This is a genomic window from Amycolatopsis sp. WAC 04169, assembly GCF_003947535.1.
In the GTDB taxonomy this organism is placed as follows: domain Bacteria; phylum Actinomycetota; class Actinomycetes; order Mycobacteriales; family Pseudonocardiaceae; genus Amycolatopsis; species Amycolatopsis keratiniphila.
The window spans coordinates 1-16,612 of the sequence record NZ_QHJI01000005.1 but is presented as its reverse complement, the minus strand read 5'-3'; the positions used below and the strand labels follow the sequence as shown (position 1 = coordinate 16,612).

Annotated in this window: 14 protein-coding genes; 8 read left to right on the top strand and 6 right to left on the bottom strand. The window is 68.9% G+C overall.

The window, feature by feature from the left end:
- Positions 1-40: 40 nt before the first annotated feature.
- On the bottom strand, positions 41-499 hold the full coding sequence (locus tag DMC61_RS12740; protein WP_016336539.1) for a PH domain-containing protein: 459 nt from the start codon (positions 497-499) through the stop codon (positions 41-43).
- Between the two features lie 320 nt (positions 500-819).
- Between DMC61_RS12740 and DMC61_RS12735 the strand changes: the two genes are divergently transcribed.
- The 4 genes from DMC61_RS12735 (at position 820) to DMC61_RS12720 (ending at position 4,603) form a co-directional block, all read left to right on the top strand.
- Entirely contained in the window at positions 820-2,694 is a 1,875-nt protein-coding gene (locus tag DMC61_RS12735) for an acetolactate synthase large subunit (protein ID WP_125689461.1), read from the top strand.
- Positions 2,691-3,197, top strand: a complete 507-nt coding sequence (ilvN, locus tag DMC61_RS12730) for an acetolactate synthase small subunit (protein ID WP_005162051.1) — start codon at positions 2,691-2,693, stop codon at positions 3,195-3,197. Before DMC61_RS12735 ends, ilvN begins: the two co-directional genes overlap by 4 nt.
- A gap of 42 nt (positions 3,198-3,239) precedes the next feature.
- On the top strand, positions 3,240-4,253 hold the full coding sequence (gene ilvC / locus DMC61_RS12725) for a ketol-acid reductoisomerase (protein ID WP_125689460.1): 1,014 nt from the start codon (positions 3,240-3,242) through the stop codon (positions 4,251-4,253).
- An 86-nt stretch (positions 4,254-4,339) separates the two neighbouring features.
- Positions 4,340-4,603 (top strand): DUF397 domain-containing protein, encoded by a 264-nt coding sequence (locus DMC61_RS12720; RefSeq protein ID WP_072031354.1) that lies wholly within the window; start codon positions 4,340-4,342, stop codon positions 4,601-4,603.
- A gap of 5 nt (positions 4,604-4,608) precedes the next feature.
- Here the strand turns inward: DMC61_RS12720 and DMC61_RS12715 are convergent, their stop codons facing one another.
- The 5 genes from DMC61_RS12715 to DMC61_RS12695 form a co-directional block, all read right to left on the bottom strand.
- Positions 4,609-4,941, bottom strand: coding sequence for a hypothetical protein (locus tag DMC61_RS12715; RefSeq protein WP_125689459.1), 333 nt, complete (start codon positions 4,939-4,941; stop codon positions 4,609-4,611).
- Positions 4,942-5,064: 123 nt separating this feature from the next.
- A complete protein-coding gene (locus DMC61_RS12710) occupies positions 5,065-6,006 on the bottom strand; it encodes an NADP-dependent oxidoreductase (protein WP_125689458.1) in 942 nt (313 codons plus the stop codon).
- Between the two features lie 353 nt (positions 6,007-6,359).
- Positions 6,360-7,316, bottom strand: coding sequence for an ankyrin repeat domain-containing protein (locus DMC61_RS12705; RefSeq protein WP_125689457.1), 957 nt, complete (start codon positions 7,314-7,316; stop codon positions 6,360-6,362).
- Positions 7,300-8,136 (bottom strand): TIGR03620 family F420-dependent LLM class oxidoreductase, encoded by an 837-nt coding sequence (locus DMC61_RS12700; protein ID WP_125689456.1) that lies wholly within the window; start codon positions 8,134-8,136, stop codon positions 7,300-7,302. The genes DMC61_RS12705 and DMC61_RS12700 overlap by 17 nt, the downstream gene beginning before the upstream one ends.
- Positions 8,133-9,041, bottom strand: coding sequence for a TIGR03620 family F420-dependent LLM class oxidoreductase (locus tag DMC61_RS12695; RefSeq protein WP_125689455.1), 909 nt, complete (start codon positions 9,039-9,041; stop codon positions 8,133-8,135). The genes DMC61_RS12700 and DMC61_RS12695 overlap by 4 nt, the downstream gene beginning before the upstream one ends.
- A 95-nt stretch (positions 9,042-9,136) precedes the next feature.
- On the opposite strand from DMC61_RS12695, the gene DMC61_RS12690 reads away from it, so the two are divergent.
- From DMC61_RS12690 to DMC61_RS12675, 4 genes are all read left to right on the top strand, one after another.
- On the top strand, positions 9,137-9,703 hold the full coding sequence (locus DMC61_RS12690; RefSeq protein ID WP_125689454.1) for a TetR/AcrR family transcriptional regulator: 567 nt from the start codon (positions 9,137-9,139) through the stop codon (positions 9,701-9,703).
- Between the two features lie 101 nt (positions 9,704-9,804).
- Positions 9,805-11,403 carry a phosphoglycerate dehydrogenase gene (gene serA / locus DMC61_RS12685; RefSeq protein ID WP_125689453.1) on the top strand — a complete coding sequence of 533 codons (1,599 nt, stop codon included), beginning with the start codon at positions 9,805-9,807 and terminating at the stop codon, positions 11,401-11,403.
- 305 nt (positions 11,404-11,708) lie between these two features.
- A complete protein-coding gene (locus tag DMC61_RS12680; RefSeq protein WP_016336527.1) occupies positions 11,709-15,113 on the top strand; it encodes a S8 family serine peptidase in 3,405 nt (1,134 codons plus the stop codon).
- Positions 15,114-15,349: 236 nt separating this feature from the next.
- Positions 15,350-16,393 (top strand): 3-isopropylmalate dehydrogenase, encoded by a 1,044-nt coding sequence (locus DMC61_RS12675; protein WP_007031599.1) that lies wholly within the window; start codon positions 15,350-15,352, stop codon positions 16,391-16,393.
- The last annotated feature ends 219 nt before the right edge of the window (positions 16,394-16,612 follow it).

Here is a 16,612-nt window from a genome sequence, read left to right as displayed (position 1 = left end):
GGGACCAGGGCGAACGAGCGCCAAACTGGTCCTACCAATCCTACTCCCCGGAATCGTCGCGCTTTTCCGGAGCCTCGGTCACGTCGTCGGTCAGCCCGGACGGATCGGCCATCCGGCCCGCGCTGACCAGCGAGATCACCGGAAGATGGCGGGTGCGCACGGCGGGGAGGGCGACCTTGGTCTCGTCCTTCAGCACCGCCTGCACCTTCGCCTTGTCAGTGATGGCGAGGCCTTTGAGCGAGGTCCACGGCAGGTCTTTCCGCCCGAACATCGTCCGTACTTCCAGCCCCTTGGCCGTCGCCGTCGTGCGGGTCCGGATGACGAACACCGCCAGCGCGATCGGGAAGAGGTAGAGCCACTGGAGATACGGCACGTCGCCGAACGCGACAGGCGTCACACAAACGACGAGGAAAGCGATCGCCAGCAATGCCGTGTTCGGGATTTTGAAGACGGCCTTGCGGTCCTCGTTCGCCTGTTCCCGCTGCTTTTCTTCTGCCACGTCAAAGATGGTGCACCGCCGCCTTCGGGGCCCCGAACGCGGGTCGCACCACGCGCCGGAGGTGTCCAGCATGCGGAATCGCCGTCCCGCAGAGTTGACACTCTTGACGGCGACCGGCTAGCTTCACTCTCGTGACAACGCAGACCGGCCTCGTACTTCCCAAGCGCGTCGACGCTTAGGGAAGTCTCCGCTGCGTCGACGCGCGACCCTCGTGCGACCACTCCGGTCGGCGGGGGTTTTTTGTTGCCTGGAACAATTTCACTGCCGAACCAGCCAATGAATACCCGAACGAGTGACTAGACAAGACGAGGCAAACAGCGATGACTAGTGCCACCTCGCGAGCTGAAGCGAACTCCGGTACCTCCGGTGCCCGACCCAAGCCGGCGCCGCCCGCCGGGACCCCGGTGCGGGTCACGGGCGCGCAGTCGCTCGTCCGCTCGCTCGAGGCGGTGGGCGCGGAGGTCGTGTTCGGTATTCCCGGCGGCACCATTCTCCCGGCGTACGACCCGCTGCTCGACTCGACGAAGGTCCGCCACGTCCTGGTCCGTCACGAACAGGGCGCCGGCCACGCCGCCACCGGGTACGCGCAGGCGACCGGCAAGGTCGGGGTGTGCATGGCCACCTCCGGTCCCGGCGCGACCAACCTGGTCACCCCGCTGGCCGACGCGAACATGGACTCGGTGCCGGTCGTCGCCATCACCGGTCAGCAGTCCCGCGCGCTGATCGGCACGGACGCCTTCCAGGAAGCCGACATCTGCGGCATCACGATGCCGATCACCAAGCACAACTTCCTGGTCACCGACCCGGCGGACATCCCGCGCACCATCGCGGAGGCCTTCCACCTCGCCTCGACCGGCCGCCCCGGCCCGGTCCTGGTGGACATCCCCAAGGACGTCCTGCAGGAGATGACCTCCTTCTCCTGGCCGACGGAGCTGCGGCTGCCGGGGTACCGGCCCACGCTGCGCCCGCACGGCAAGCAGGTCCGCGAGGCCGCCCGGCTGATCAGCAAGTCCCGCCGCCCGGTCCTCTACGTCGGCGGTGGCGTGGTCAAGGCCGACGCCTCGCGGCAGCTGATGGAACTGGCCGAGCTGACCGGCATCCCCGTCGTCACCACGCTGATGGCGCGCGGCGCGTTCCCCGATTCCCACCCGCAGCACCTCGGCATGCCGGGGATGCACGGTTCGGTCGCCGCCGTCGCCGCGATGCAGCGGGCGGATCTGCTGATCGCCCTCGGCGCCCGCTTCGACGACCGCGTCACCGGGCAGCTGTCCTCGTTCGCGCCCGACGCCGCCGTCGTCCACGCCGACATCGACCCGGCCGAGATCTCCAAGAACCGCAAGGCGGACGTGCCGATCGTCGGCGACTGCGCGGAGATCATCACCGAGCTGATCGAGGCCGTCCGCGCGGAGACCGACAAATCCGCGAAACCGGATCTGAAGGACTGGTGGACGCAGGCGAGCGCCTGGCGCGACGACTACCCGGCCGGTTACGAATGGCCCGAGGACGGGACACTCTCGCCGCAGTACGTCATCGAGCGCATCGGTTCGCTCGTCGGCCCGGACGCGGTCTACACCGCGGGCGTCGGCCAGCACCAGATGTGGGCCGCGCAGTTCGTGAAGTACGAGAACCCGCGCACCTGGATCAACTCCGGCGGCCTCGGCACGATGGGCTTCGCCGTCCCCGCCGCGATGGGCGCCAAGTTCGGCGTGCCGGACAAGCAGGTCTGGGCCATCGACGGCGACGGCTGTTTCCAGATGACCAACCAGGAACTGGCCACCTGCGCCATCGAAGGCGCGCCGATCAAGGTCGCCGTCATCAACAACGGCAACCTGGGCATGGTCCGCCAGTGGCAGAACCTCTTCTACTCCGAGCGGTACTCCAACACCGATCTCGGTACCCACAAGCACCGCATCCCCGACTTCACCCTCCTCGCGGAGGCGCTCGGCTGCGCCGGGCTCCGCTGCGAGACCAAGGAGGACGTCGACGCCACCATCCGGCGTGCCATGGAGATCAACGACCGCCCCGTCGTGATCGATTTCGTGGTGGGGAAGGATGCCCAGGTGTGGCCCATGGTGGCCGCGGGCACCGGTAACGACGAAATCATGGCCGTGCGCGGGATCCGCCCGCTCTTCGACGACGACGAAGTCGCCGCCGAGGCGGAGCTGAACGCCGCGACAGAAGGAGACGCCCGATGAGCGTGCACACCCTGAGCGTTCTGGTCGAGAACAAGCCCGGTGTCCTCGCGCGGGTTTCCGGACTGTTCTCCCGGCGTGGTTTCAACATCGAATCCCTCGCCGTCGGACCCACGGAGAATCCCGAGGTGTCCCGGATGACGATCGTGGTCGCCGTTGAGGAGCTACCGCTCGAACAGGTGACCAAACAGCTCAACAAGCTGGTCAACGTCATCAAGATCGTGGAATTGGAAAAGTCCACAGCCGTGCAGCGTGAACTGCTGCTCGTGAAGGTCCGGGCCGACAACACCGTGCGCAGCCAGGTCCTCGAAACAGTGCAGTTGTTCCGCGCGAAGGTGGTGGACGTGTCTCCCGAGGCGCTCACCGTCGAAGCCACCGGGACCTCGGACAAGATCGGTGCCCTGCTCCGGATGCTGGAGCCCTATGGCATCCGTGAACTGGTCCAGTCCGGAATGGTCGCGGTCGGCCGGGGCTCCCGCTCGATCACCGCCACCTCCGCCCGCTAGTCATTCTTTGTTTGTAAGTCAGGAAAGGAAGTAGTACCCCTCATGGCAGTGGAAATCTTTTACGACGACGACGCGGACCTTTCGATCATCCAGGGTCGCAAGGTCGCCGTGATCGGCTACGGCAGCCAGGGCCACGCGCACTCGCTGAGCCTGCGCGACTCCGGCGTCGACGTCCGCGTCGGCCTGCCCGAGGGCTCGAAGTCGCGGGCCAAGGCCGAGGAGCAGGGTCTCCGCGTGCTCACCCCGGCCGAGGCCAGCGCCGAAGCCGACCTGATCATGATCCTCGCGCCGGACACGAAGCAGCGCTTCATCTACGAGCAGGACATCGCGCCGAACCTCAAGGACGGCGACGCGCTCTTCTTCGGTCACGGCTTCAACATCCGCTACGACCTCATCAAGCCGCCGTCGAACGTGGACGTCGCCATGGTCGCCCCGAAGGGCCCGGGCCACCTGGTCCGCCGCCAGTTCGTCGACGGCAAGGGCGTCCCGGCGCTCATCGCGGTCGAGCAGGACGCCTCCGGCAACGCGCAGGCGCTCGCGCTCTCCTACGCGGCCGCCATCGGTGGCGCCCGCGCCGGTGTCATCAAGACGACCTTCACCGAGGAGACCGAGACCGACCTCTTCGGCGAGCAGGCCGTGCTCTGCGGTGGCGCCTCCGCGCTGGTGCAGACCGGTTTCGAGGTGCTCACCGAGGCCGGCTACGCCCCGGAGATCGCCTACTTCGAGGTGCTGCACGAGCTGAAGCTGATCGTCGACCTCATGTACGAGGGCGGCATCGCGCGTCAGCGCTACTCGATCTCCGACACCGCCGAGTACGGCGACCTGACCCGCGGCCCGCGTGTCATCTCGCCGGCGGTCAAGGAAGAGATGAAGAAGATCCTCGGTGAGATCCAGGACGGCACCTTCGCCCGCGAATGGGTCGCCGAGGACGAGGCCGGACGGCCGAACTTCACCAAGCTCGAGGAGCAGGGCAACCAGCACCCGATCGAGGAGACCGGCAAGAAGCTGCGCGACCTGATGTCGTGGGTGGACCGGCCGATCACCGAAACCGCCTGATCGTGGGCCGAAGGGGCCCTTCACCGCATGCGATGCGGTGAAGGGCCCCTTCGTTTTGCGCACCGGAAAGCGATAGCGTGGGCACCATGAGTGAGCAGCCGGTGGACGACAAGGCCCATATCCGGCCGGACCTGGACTTGAGCGACGCGGTGTGGATCCGGGCTGAACCGGAGGGCGCGAACCTCGAAGACCGGGCCGAGTACGCGCTGGTGCCGCACACCGATGGCGTCACCTACACCGCGATGCGGCAAGCCTCGGACCCGGACGGCCACATCCTCGTGTTCACGCCGACGGAATGGGACGCCTTCGTGAAAGGCGTGCGGGACGGCGAATTCGACCTGCCCGCCTAGGCCGGTCAGTCCGGATAGTCCACGCTCATTCTCCGCAGGTTCGTGGTGTCCGCGGGACAGTTCACCTTCGATTCCTCGTTCCTGTTCGCCCACGGGCCGAAGTACCACTGGTAGGTGGGCCGGGTGTAGGTACGGCATTCCGCCGCGGCTCGATGCGCGCGTTGGGTGCATTTCGACGAAACCGCCCAGGAACCCGTGCTCCGCCACACCCGGCAGTCGGGTGGGATCGCTTGGGTCGACGCGGATACGGCCGGTGCCGACGCCATCAGCAAGCCGGCTGCGATGGCCATCACGGCCGCGGCAGGCTTGCCCGCGCGTACTTTCGATCGGATTCTCATCGAGTCCTCCCTCGAGGTGGCGAGCTCGGTGGATCCGAACTCGCCACCGGTTCACGCGCTCGCCGCCGGGGTCGTTGCCGCCCGGCGGCATGGTCACCCGGATGGAGCCGCTCGGCCCGACGGTCACTCCACGACGGACAGCACGACCTTCCCCGTGGTCTTCCCCGCGGCCACGAGTTCCTGCGCTTTCGCGGCGTCTTCCAGCGGGAACACCGTGTCGATGGTCGGTTTGAGCCGTCCGCCGTCGACGAGTTCTGCCAGCGCGAGCAGCCCGGTGCGGTCCGGCTCGGCGAGGGTGAACCCGGCGGTGACCCCCGCGGCCTCGGCCAGCTCCGGCATCCGCTCGTCGTTCGTGCGGGTGAGCTGGACGAGCCTGCCGCCGCGGCGCAGCGTCTTGAGCGACCGGGGCCCGTACTCCAGGCCGATCGTGTCGAGGACGACGTCGACGTCGCGGACCTCCTCGGCGAAATCCGTCGTGCGGTAGTCGATGAGCTCGTCCGCGCCGAGCCCGCGGAGGAACCCGTGTTTGGCCGCGCTGGCCGTCCCGATCACGTACGCGCCGCGTGCCTTGGCGATCTGGACCGCGAGATGCCCGACCCCGCCCGCCGCCGCGTGGATCAGGACCCGTTGCCCGGGCTGGATGTTCGCCGTGTCGACGAGACTTTGCCAGACGGTCAGCCCCGCGAGCGGGACCGCGGCCGCGTGCACGTGGTCCAAAGTGGACGGCTTGCGCGCGAAGTGACGGCTCGGCGCGGCGACGTATTCGGAGTACGCGCCCGCCTGGAACGGGAACGACGGCATGCCGAAGACCTCGTCGCCGGGGGAGAACAGGGACGCGCCCGCGCCGACCTCCTCGACCACGCCGGACACGTCCCAGCCGAGGATGAACGACGGAGCGCCCATCGGGCCGATGCCGCCGGTCTCGCGGGTTTTCCAGTCGACCGGGTTGACGCCGGCGGCGTGCACGCGGACCAGGATCTGGGTCGGGCCCGGGGTGGGCCTTTCGACGTCGACTAGTTCGAGGACTTCGGGGCCGCCGAGGCGGTTCTGGCTGATCGCTCGCATGGGTCCATTGTTCGGCGTTCGTCGTACTTTCGGCGAGGGGGCGGCGGGCCAGGGTGCGTCAGGATCGGGACACGGCCGCGCGGATGTCATGAAAGGGCCGTTCCTGACGTTTTTCGTCCTGAACGGCCCTTTCATGACATTTGGGGGACCGGTGGCCGTGCCATGAAAGGTCCTTTCCTTGCAAAATTTGCAAGGAAAGGACCTTTCATGGCGTGAGGGGGCGGGGGTGCGGCCGGTCGGGCGCCTCCCGAGACCACCCCCGCCGGTCGTGGGCGTTGCGAAAGCCACTTTCGCAACCTTCAACGTTGCGAAAGTGGCTTTCGCAACGTCGGTGGCAGGACAGGCACAGGGGGTCAGGCGCCTCGCAGCACCGCCAAGATCTCCGTCTGCTCGAAGTGCTCGGCCCACCCCAAAGCCGACGACCGGTACAGCGAATCCTCCAGCGAAGGATCCGCCCCCGCCTCGAGCAACGCCCGCACGGCGTCCACATGCCCGCCCTGCACGGCCAGATGCAGCGCCGTGACGCCTTCGCCGTGCGAGAGCCCGCCGAACGTCCCCCGGTGGTCGACCGAAGCACCCAGCTCCGCCAAAGTCCTGATCGCCGAAGCCTTTCCCTGGGCAGCGGCCCACGTCAGCGCCGTGCCCCGGTAGACGTCGGCGTCCACGTGGGCACCCCGCTCCACCAAGGTGCGCACGGCGGAGGACCGGTCGTTCCGCGCCGCCCACGAAAGCGCCTCGTCGACGATCTCGGCCGGGTCGTCGCTCGGCCGCCATTCCGGGAAACCGCTGTGCGGCCGGTGGAATTCGCGATGCGCGCCCGCCTCGGGGGCGAGTGTGCCGTCCGGGGCGAGCAACTCGTCGAGCAGATCGGCCCGGCCGAGTCCCGCCGCCACCCGGAGGTTGCCGGGGGAGAGGCTGTGCGAAGCCAGCAGCTCCGCCGCCTCCCGATGGCCCCAGAACAACGCGACCACCAGCGGCGTGCCGCCGTCGCCCCGGGCCGGGACGTCGACCGGGGCTCCCGCTTCGAGCAGCATCGTGACCAGCAGCGGCAGCCCGGCGTACCCGGCCTGGTGCAGCGCCGTCCACCCGTGCACGTTGGCGGAGGCCGGATCGGCGCCGTGGTCGAGCAGGATCCGGCACAGCCGCTCGTCGCAGGTCGCGGCGGCCATGCCGAGCAGGTCGTTCCCGTTCTTCCCGTGCGCGTGGACGAGGGTGGGCAGGTCACCGATCAGGCGCGCGAGCCCGGCCGGGTCTCGCGCGTCGATCAGTTCCCGTGCGTTCTCGAAGGCGAGTTCAGCCGGTGACGTCACGCTCCCGCACGCTACCCCCGACCCCCGACAGAACCCGCCATTCGGCCAGCGGGATCCGCTCGTCCCCGGTCAGGACCTGGAGGCAGACGTGGTCGGCCCCGGCGTCCAAATGTGCCCGCACCCGAGCGTTGATCTCGTCTTCGCCGACCGCGACCAGCGCGTCCACCAGCTTGTCGGAGCCGTAGTCCTTCTCGGTGAACCCGAACCGCCGCAGATTCGCCTGATGGTGGGCGGCCAGGTCCAGGTACATCGACACGTGCCGCCGCGCGATCTCCCGGTCCGATCCCAGGACGACGGCCTGCTCGACGGCGAGGTGGGCCGAAGGCCCGATGGTCTCCCGCGCCAGCGCGGTGTGCTCGACGGGGACGAAGTACGTATGCGCCCCATCGGTGCGTTCCGCGGCCAGGGAGAGCATCTTCGGTCCCAGTGCCGCCAGCACGCGACGACGTGGCGAGTCCGGTGTGGACAGTTCGGTCCGGTCCATCTCGTCGAGATAGCCGCGCATCCCCTCCAGCGGTTTCGCGCCGGGAAGGTGCCCGCCGAGTCCGAGGACGAATCGGCCGGGGTAGGCCTCGGCGAGGGTTCGCTCGGCGGCGGCCGCCGCGACGGGGGCCCGGTGCGAGAACCGCGCGATCCCGGTGGCGACGGTCAGCCGGGACGTCGCCGCGAGCAGCAGACCCGCCTGCGTGAACGCCTCCCGGCCCAGGTACTCCCCGAACCACAGCGTGTCGAATCCGAGCTCCTCGACTTCCGCGGCCGCCTCGCGGACTTCGCCGATTTCCTTGCCGTCGAACGCGAACGTCCAGATTCCGACGCTCATCGGGTCACCGCCGTCAATGCCGGGGCGAGCCGCTCCAGCTGGTCCACGATGGACGTCAGATCGTCCCCGACGGGATTGACGAGCACGGTGTCCGCGCCGGCGTCGACGAGTTCCTTGAGCCGCCCGGCGATCCGCTCTTCGTCGCCCCACGCGGTCAGCCCGTCCACGAGCCGGTCGCTGACGTCGTCGATATCCGCGTCGGTGTAGCCGAGCCGCTTCCAGCCCTTGAAATAGTGCGGGATGCCGTACTGCTTCATCAGCCCGATGTCCCTCGCCACGCTCTTCCGCGCCTGTTCGCGGTCGCCGAGCAGAACGGAATGAGTGGGGATGAGCAGCTTGTCCGGGCCGAGGATTTCGCGCGAGTACGGCGTGTGCTCGAAGGGCTGGGCGAACGGATGCGCCCCGTCCGTGAGATCCCGCGCGAGTTCGAGCATCTTCGGCCCGACGGCGGCCAGGACACGCGCGAACGGGACCGGCGAAGGGAATTCTTCCGCCGCCGCGGCCATGGCCGTGAGGTAGTCACGGGTCTGGTCGAGCGGCCGGTAGTCCGAGCCCGCCTTCGCCGCCTGATGGGAGTGGCCGATCCCGACGCCGAGCACGAACCGGCCGGGGAACGCCTGCGCGAGGGTCCGCCCGCCGCTGTGGGCGGTGTACGCGGGCCGCGACCAGATGTTCGCGATCCCGGTGCCGACCACCACCCGTTCGGTGGCCGCGAGCGTGATGGCGCTGTAGGCGAACAGCTCCCGGTTGCCGGGCCCCTCGCCACCCCAAACGGTGCGGTAACCCAGCTCCTCCAGGCGTCGGATCGCCCGCCGTTCTTCGTCGGGTGTCGGCGTGAACATGCCGACCGGCAGCCAGACACCCACCGCTCCCAACCGGTCCCGGGTTTCTTCGATCAAGGTCATTTCCGTCTCCCCAGCTAACATGAGGCTGCCTCCGCTTACGTGGCCGACTATACGGAGGCTGCCTCCGATTTGTCGAGACTAGGCTCGGGAGCGCGATGGACACCCAGAAGAAGCCGCTGCGGGCGGACGCCCGGCGCAACTACGAGCGCCTCCTCGAAGAGGCGAGGCGCGCCTTCGCCGCGAACGGGGTCGAGGCGTCGCTGGAAGAGATCGCGCGCCGCGCCGGAGTCGGCATCGGAACGCTCTACCGGCACTTCCCGACGCGAGAAGCGCTGGTCGAGACGGTGCTGCGTGAGGGCTTCGACGCGCAGGCCGAGGCGGCTCGCGAGCTGCTGGGCTCGCCGGAGCCGGTGGAGGCGTTGAAGGCCTGGTTCGCCGGGATGGGTGAACAGTCGGCGCGCTACCGGGGGCTGCCCGAGCTGATGGTCGACGTCCTCAACGACGAGACCTCGCCGCTGTATGCGTCCTGTCACGCGATGCGGGACCAGGTGTCCCAACTGGTGGAAAGGGCGAAGGCCTCGGGCGAGCTCCGGGCCGACGTCACAGTGCACGAATTACTGGTGCTGCTGCACGCGCTTTCCTGGGCCAGCGAACACCTTTCGGGTGACAAGGGCCTCGAACGGCTCCTCGAGCTCGTTTTCGCGGGATTACGGGCGAGTTAACAATCCCCTGTCACCAGGTCTAAACTGCGGCGCAACCGGGCACAACGGCGTGACCGTCAACAGTGAGTCGCAGGCACAGACCAGATAGTGGGAGCCGTATCGTGACCAAGCCGAACAAGCCCGTCGTCCTCATCGCCGAGAAGCTCGCGCCTTCCGTGCTGAGTGTCTTCTCCGACGAGGTCGAGGTCCAGCATGTGGACGGCACGGACCGCCCCGCGCTGCTCGAAGCCGTGAAGACGGCGGACGCGCTGCTCGTGCGGTCCGCGACCAAGGTCGACGCCGAGGTCCTCGGCGCCACCACCTCGCTCAAGGTCGTCGCCCGCGCCGGCGTCGGGCTGGACAACGTCGAGGTCCCCGCCGCCACCGAACGCGGTGTGCTGGTGGTCAACGCGCCGACGTCGAACATCGTCTCCGCCGCCGAGCACGCCGTCGCGCTGCTGCTCGCCGTCGCCGACCGGGTCCCGGCCGCGGACCAGAGCCTCCAGGGCGGCGCGTGGAAGCGCAGCGCCTACTCCGGCGTCGAGATCCAGGGCAAGACCATCGGTGTGGTCGGCCTCGGCAAGATCGGCCAGCTGTTCGCGCAGCGGCTCGCCGCGTTCGACACCAAGCTCATCGCCTACGACCCCTACGTCTCGGCCGCCCGTGCCGCGCAGCTCGGCATCGAGCTGGTCACGCTGGACGAGCTGCTGGAGCGTGCCGACGCGATCTCCATCCACCTGCCGAAGACGCCGGAGACCAAGGGCCTCATCGGCGCCGACGCGCTCAAGAAGACCAAGCAGGGCGTCATCATCGTCAACGCCGCGCGCGGTGGCCTGATCGACGAGCAGGCGCTGGCGGACGCGGTCAGCTCCGGCCACGTCGGCGGTGCCGGTATCGACGTGTTCGTCACCGAGCCCACCACCGAGAGCCCGCTGTTCGGCCTGCCGAACGTCGTCGTCACCCCGCACCTGGGCGCTTCGACCGCCGAGGCGCAGGACCGCGCGGGCACCGACGTCGCGAAGTCCGTGCTCCTCGCGCTGCGCGGCGACTTCGTGCCGGACGCGGTGAACGTCGCGGGCGGCGGCACGGTCGGCGAGCACGTCCGGCCGTACCTCTCGCTCACCCAGAAGCTCGGCACCGTGCTGACCGCGCTGAACCCGAAGGCCCCGGCCTCGGTCACCGTCGTGGTCAAGGGCGAGCTGGCCGCCGAGGACGTCAGCGTGCTGCCGCTCGCGGCCGAGCGCGGCGTGTTCTCCGGCGTCGTCGAGGACCAGGTCACCTTCGTGAACGCGCCGCGTGTGGCCGAAGAGCTGGGCGTCCAGGTCGATCTCGTCACCGAGACCGAAAGCCCCAAGTTCCGCAGCCTGGTCACCGTCCGCGCCGTGCACGCCGACGGCACCACGCTTTCGGTGTCCGGTTCGGTCACCGGCAAGGACGAGGTCGAGAAGCTGGTCGAGGTCAACGGCCGCCACTTCGACCTGCGCGCCGAAGGCAACGTGCTGCTGCTCGAATACCCGGACCGCCCGGGCATCATGGGCCGCGTCGGCACGCTGCTCGGCGAGGCGGGCCTCAACATCGAGGCCGCGCAGATCAGCCAGACCACCGACGGCGCGGACGCGGTGATGCTGCTGCGCGTGGACCGTTCCGTCGACTCGCACCTGCTGGAGCCGATCGGCGCCACCGTGGGCGCGCACACGATCCGCGCGGTCAACTTCGGCTGACCTCCAAGTACATGAAGGCCCCCTTCCTTGCGCCTAGGTACAGGAAGGGGGCCTTCATGTACTTCTCCGCAATTAGCCGACTGAATGCGTTCGTTGTATGTGCAAGGTTCGCGAGATCGCAGAGCAAGATTCAATAACGGTGAAAAATGCCTACTGAAGTCGGGCTGGTCCCCCGATAGGTTCTTCCGGCGAGGCCGAACCATCGCGCCGTCAAGGGCACGGCGCGGCGCCGGGGCTCACCGTCGGGGGTGTGTTCGAGCGGCAGGCAGGTTCCGAGTCAAGGCCTCGAGTGAGGGCACGTACTCATGAACAGATCCCGCGTACCCCGGTGGGCCATCCGCTCATCGGCCGCGGTCTTCGCCGCGTTGCTCGTGACGTCCGTGACCGGGGCGTCCGCGGCCGCGCAGGATGTCCCCCTCGCGGACGGCGTCACGCCGGCGAAGATCGACCGTAACGGATTCCAGGGGAAGGTCGAGCCGAAGCTCAAGGCCGCCCAAGGCAAGATCACCGCCTTCGTCGAGCTGGCCAAGCAGCCCGCCGTCGACGCCTTCAACGCCGAGCAGAACAAGGGCGCCGGCAAGGAGAAGGCGAAGAAGGCCGCGAAGGACGCCAAGGCCGACGCCGCCGCGACGGTGAACTCCGTCGTCGGGCAGCTCAAGGCCGCCGACGCCGGCACCCAGCTGGTCACGCAGACCGCCAACGCGGTCGCCGGCGCGGTCGTCACGGCCGACGCGGCGAAGATCCGCGAGCTGGCGAAGCGGCCGGACGTCGTCTCGGTCAAGAAGGTGGTCCCCAAGACCCGCACCAACTCCAGCGCGGTCCAGCTGACCAACACGCTCGCGTCGTGGCAGCAGACCGGCCGCTATGGCGACGGCATCCGCGTCGGCGTGATCGACGACGGCATCGACTACACCCACGCCACCTTCGGCGGTCCGGGTACGGCCGAGGCCTACAACGCGATCAACCGCGACCAGGCCACCCCCGCCTTCCCGACCGACAAGGTCGTCGGCGGTATCGACCTGGTCGGCGACGCCTACGACTCGGGTAGCGACGACCCGGCCCTCAACACCCCGAAGCCCGACCCCAACCCGATCTCGTGCGGCCACCACGGCACGCACGTCGCGGGCACGGTCGCCGGCTTCGGTGTCGACGAAGCGGGCAAGACCTTCACGGGCGACTACAAGAAGCTCAACAAGAAGAAGATCGAAGCGATGCAGATCGGCCCGGGCACCGCGCCCAAGGCCCTGCTGTACGCGATCAAGGTCTTCGGCTGCGACGGTTCGACCAACGTCACCTCGCAGGCGCTCGACTGGTCGCTCGACCCGGACGGCGACGGCGACTTCACCGACCACCTCGACGTGGTCAACCTGTCGCTGGGCGGCGACTTCGCCACCCCGGACGACCCGGACTCGCTGTTCGTGCGCAAGATCGCCGCGAACAACGTCGTCCCGGTGTTCTCCGCGGGCAACGGCGGTGACCTCAACGACGTCGGCGGCGCGCCGGGCAACACGCCCGAGGCGCTGACCGTCGCCAGCAGCCGTGACGCGTCCGTCCTGCGCGACGCCGTCGAAGCCGTCGCTCCCGACGGTGTCAAGGGCGCGAAGACCGGCCAGTTCAGCCAGAACTACGCGACCTACGACACGCTCGACGTCACCGCGCCGGTGGTCACGCTGTCGGCCGACAACGCCGCGGGCTGCAAGCCGTACTCCGAGGCCGACAAGGCCAAGGCCGCGGGCAAGATCGTGTTCCTCGAATGGGACGACAACGACGCGACCCGCGCTTGTGGTTCGGGCGCCCGTTCGAACAACGCGCAGGCGGCCGGTGCCAAGGGTGCGCTGTTCTCCTCGACGCTGGAGCACTTCTCGGCCGGCATCGCGGGCAACGCCGCCCTGCCGACCTTCCAGCTGACCGGCAGCGCGACCGCCTCGGTCCGTCCGGCGGTGGCCGCGGGCACGCTGCAGGTCCGCATGACCGGCAAGGGCCGGGTGTCCGTGCCGACCACCGACCAGTCCATTGTGGACACCCCGAGCTCGTTCACCTCGCGTGGCGGGCGCGGCCCGGCCGTCAAGCCGGACGTCGCGGCGCCCGGTGACTCGATCTCGTCCGCGCTGAGCGGCAGCGGCTCCGGTCGCCTGGTCATCTCGGGTACGTCGATGGCGGCTCCGCACACCTCGGGTATCACCGCCCTGATCCGTCAGGCGCACCCGGACTGGTCGGTCGAGGAGGTCAAGGCCTCGGTGATCAACACCGCCGGCCACGACATCCGTGACGCGTCGGGCCGGGTCTACGGTCCGCAGCGCGTCGGCAGCGGCCGGATCGACGCGAAGGCCGCGCTGGACAACCAGGTCCTGGCCTACGTCGTCGACAACCCCGGCTTCGTCTCGGTCAACTTCGGCGTCGTCGAAGCGGGCGGCCCGGTCACCCTGACCAAGACGGTCAAGGTGGTCAACAAGGGCATCAAGCCGGTCGAGTACTCGGTGGGCTACGAAGCCGTGAACTCGCTCCCCGGTGTCGAGTACACAGTGGACAAGCCGACGGTGAAGCTGAGCCCGCGCGGTATCGCGCTGGTGAAGGTGACCCTGAAGATCGCCGACCCCAAGGCGCTCCGCAAGGTCATGGACCCGACCATGGCGGCCACGCAGGTCGGCCTCGCCCGTCAGTTCGTGGCGGACGCCTCCGGCCGGATCGCGTTCACCCCGAAGAGCGGCACGACCGTTCCGCTGCGGCTTTCGGTGTACTCCGCGCCGAAGCCCGTCTCGTCCATCAACACCCCGGGCAACGTCAACTTCGGCGCCGGCCAGAACCAGGCCGTGCTGAACCTGACCGGCAAGGGCGTGGACCAGGGTTCCGGTGCGCAGCGGTACCGCTCGCTGATCAGCGTGCTCGAACTGCAGGCGGAATCCCCGCAGCTGCCGGAATGCGACGGCGACGTCACGACCGACTGCACGCTGAACCAGACCGCCAAGGGTGCCGACCTGCGCTACATCGGCGCGGCGTCGACCGCTCCGCTGGCCAAGGCGCAGGGTGAGCCGGAGAACGCGTTGCTGGCCTTCGGTCTCACCACCTGGAGCGACCTGGCCAACCTGGGCAGCAACACCTCGCCGTTCGTGGACATCGACACCACGGGCGACGGGCAGCCGGACTTCGAGACCTATGTGACCAAGGTGACGTCGACCGACGTCCTCGTGGCGGTCACCGTGGCGCTGAAGCCGGGCTTCCCGCAGGTGGACATCCAGCCGATCAACGGCCAGCTCGGCGACGTCGACACGAACGTGTACGACACCAACGTCGTCGTGCTGCCGGTGAGCATCGCCGCGCTGGGCATCGACCCGAACGCCGCGTCGCACAAGATCAGCTACACCGTCGGGACCTCCGGGTTCTACGCGGCGCCGGGTGCGGACTCGTCGACGATCGACTACGTCGGCACGCCGCTTTCGTTCGACGCCTTGGCTCCCGCGTACTCGGTCCAGGGCGGCGGCGACTCCGCGCTGGGCTACGTCGCGAAGCCGGGCACGGCGCTGGTGGTCAACCGCAACGCGGCCGCGCAGGACACCGTGCTGGGCCTGCTGGCGATCGAGCACCACAACGCCTCGGGCAACCGGGCGAACGTGGTGAAGATCCAGACGAACAACGGTGGTGGCGACACGGGTGTCGACCGGCCGGGCAACGGCGGGCGGCACACCGGACGTCAGCCGATCGGTGTGGGCTGACGCGATAGAGCGATAACCCGCGTTCGATGAGGTGAGGGACGCCCTGGCGGCATGCTTTGCGCCAGGGCGTCCCTTCTTGTTTTCACTCTTTCGGCTGTCTCGCTCTGTGGGAGGTTCCGGCATAAGGGTGGTGCGGCTACGGCTACCGGGCTACGGCCGGTAACCTTCCGCTGCTGGCGTTTTCTTGCGGATGGGCCATCCGGACTGCCGGTGGCCTGGTCTACGGAGGTGTGTGGATGCGGCTCGCGGTGATCCCAGGAGACGGGATCGGGCCCGAAGTGGTCTCCGAGGCGCTCAAGGTGCTCGGTGAGGTCGTACCGACGGCGGAGATCACGAACTACGACCTCGGCGCCGCCCGGTGGCACTCCACCGGCGAGCTGCTCCCGGAGTCGGTACTCGGTGAACTCCGTCAGCACGACGCGATCCTGCTGGGCGCGGTGGGCGACCCGACGGTGCCGAGCGGCATCCTGGAGCGTGGCCTGTTGCTGCGGCTCCGGTTCGAGCTCGACCACCACGTGAACCTGCGCCCCGCCCGGCTGTACCCGGGTGTGCGCGGACCGCTCGCCGAGGCGGGCGAGATCGACATGGTCGTCGTGCGTGAAGGCACCGAAGGCCCGTACGCGGGCAACGGTGGCCTGCTGCGCAAGGACACCGAGAACGAGATCGCGACGGAGGTCAGCGTCAACACGGCGTTCGGCGTCCGGCGCGTGGTGACCGACGCGTTCAACCGCGCCGAGGCGCGGCCTCGCAAGCACCTGACGCTCCTGCACAAGACGAACGTGCTGGAGTACGCGGGCTCGCTGTGGTCGCGGATCGTCGAAGAGGTCTCGCTGGAGCACCCGGAGGTGACCGTCGCCTACTCCCATGTGGACGCCGCGACCATCCACCTGGTGACCGACCCGTCCCGCTTCGACGTCGTGGTGACGGACAACCTGTTCGGCGACATCATCACCGACCTGGCGGCCGCCGTGACCGGTGGCATCGGGCTGGCGGCGAGCGGGAACCTCGACATCACCCGGCGGAACCCGAGCATGTTCGAGCCGGTGCACGGCAGCGCGCCGGACATCGCGGGCCAGGGTCTCGCCGACCCGACCGCCGCGGTGCTCTCGGTCTCGCTGCTGCTGGACCACTTGGGACAGAAGGAGGCGGCGCGGCGGATCGAGGCCTCGGTGGCCTTCGACCTCGCGACCCGCGACCAGGCTTCGCCCGGTGCGACGCACGCGATCGGTGACCGGCTGGCGGCACTGGTGTCGTCGAACGTGCGCCCGGTCACTCAGTAGTAGCTCTGGGACGAAGGGGCCCTTCACCGCATCTCACGCGGTGAAGGGCCCCTTCGCTGCGTTCGGTCTCGGTTCGAAGTCCGTGAAGGCCTCTCGGAGTCATGGGGTGCTTGCAACACCGTCTGCGGGAAGGGGCGGGGTTGTGCGGGTGTTTCGGTGGTTGCCGCGGTCGGTGCGGGTGGGGTTTTGGGATCAGGTTCGTGCTGGGGTGGCGGCGAA

What these genes read in the sequence shown, in the direction of transcription:
- DMC61_RS12735 (WP_125689461.1), top strand. Translation starts at nt 820, where the DNA reads ATGACTAGTGCCACCTCGCGAGCTGAAGCGAACTCCGGTACCTCCGGT.
- DMC61_RS12695 (WP_125689455.1), bottom strand. Translation starts at nt 9,041, where the DNA reads ATGACCTTGATCGAAGAAACCCGGGACCGGTTGGGAGCGGTGGGTGTC.
- DMC61_RS12680 (WP_016336527.1), top strand. Translation starts at nt 11,709, where the DNA reads ATGAACAGATCCCGCGTACCCCGGTGGGCCATCCGCTCATCGGCCGCG.
- DMC61_RS12700 (WP_125689456.1), bottom strand. Translation starts at nt 8,136, where the DNA reads ATGAGCGTCGGAATCTGGACGTTCGCGTTCGACGGCAAGGAAATCGGC.
- DMC61_RS12715 (WP_125689459.1), bottom strand. Translation starts at nt 4,941, where the DNA reads ATGAGAATCCGATCGAAAGTACGCGCGGGCAAGCCTGCCGCGGCCGTG.
- ilvC (WP_125689460.1), top strand. Translation starts at nt 3,240, where the DNA reads ATGGCAGTGGAAATCTTTTACGACGACGACGCGGACCTTTCGATCATC.
- DMC61_RS12720 (WP_072031354.1), top strand. Translation starts at nt 4,340, where the DNA reads ATGAGTGAGCAGCCGGTGGACGACAAGGCCCATATCCGGCCGGACCTG.
- ilvN (WP_005162051.1), top strand. Translation starts at nt 2,691, where the DNA reads ATGAGCGTGCACACCCTGAGCGTTCTGGTCGAGAACAAGCCCGGTGTC.
- DMC61_RS12675 (WP_007031599.1), top strand. Translation starts at nt 15,350, where the DNA reads ATGCGGCTCGCGGTGATCCCAGGAGACGGGATCGGGCCCGAAGTGGTC.
- DMC61_RS12690 (WP_125689454.1), top strand. Translation starts at nt 9,137, where the DNA reads ATGGACACCCAGAAGAAGCCGCTGCGGGCGGACGCCCGGCGCAACTAC.
- DMC61_RS12710 (WP_125689458.1), bottom strand. Translation starts at nt 6,006, where the DNA reads ATGCGAGCGATCAGCCAGAACCGCCTCGGCGGCCCCGAAGTCCTCGAA.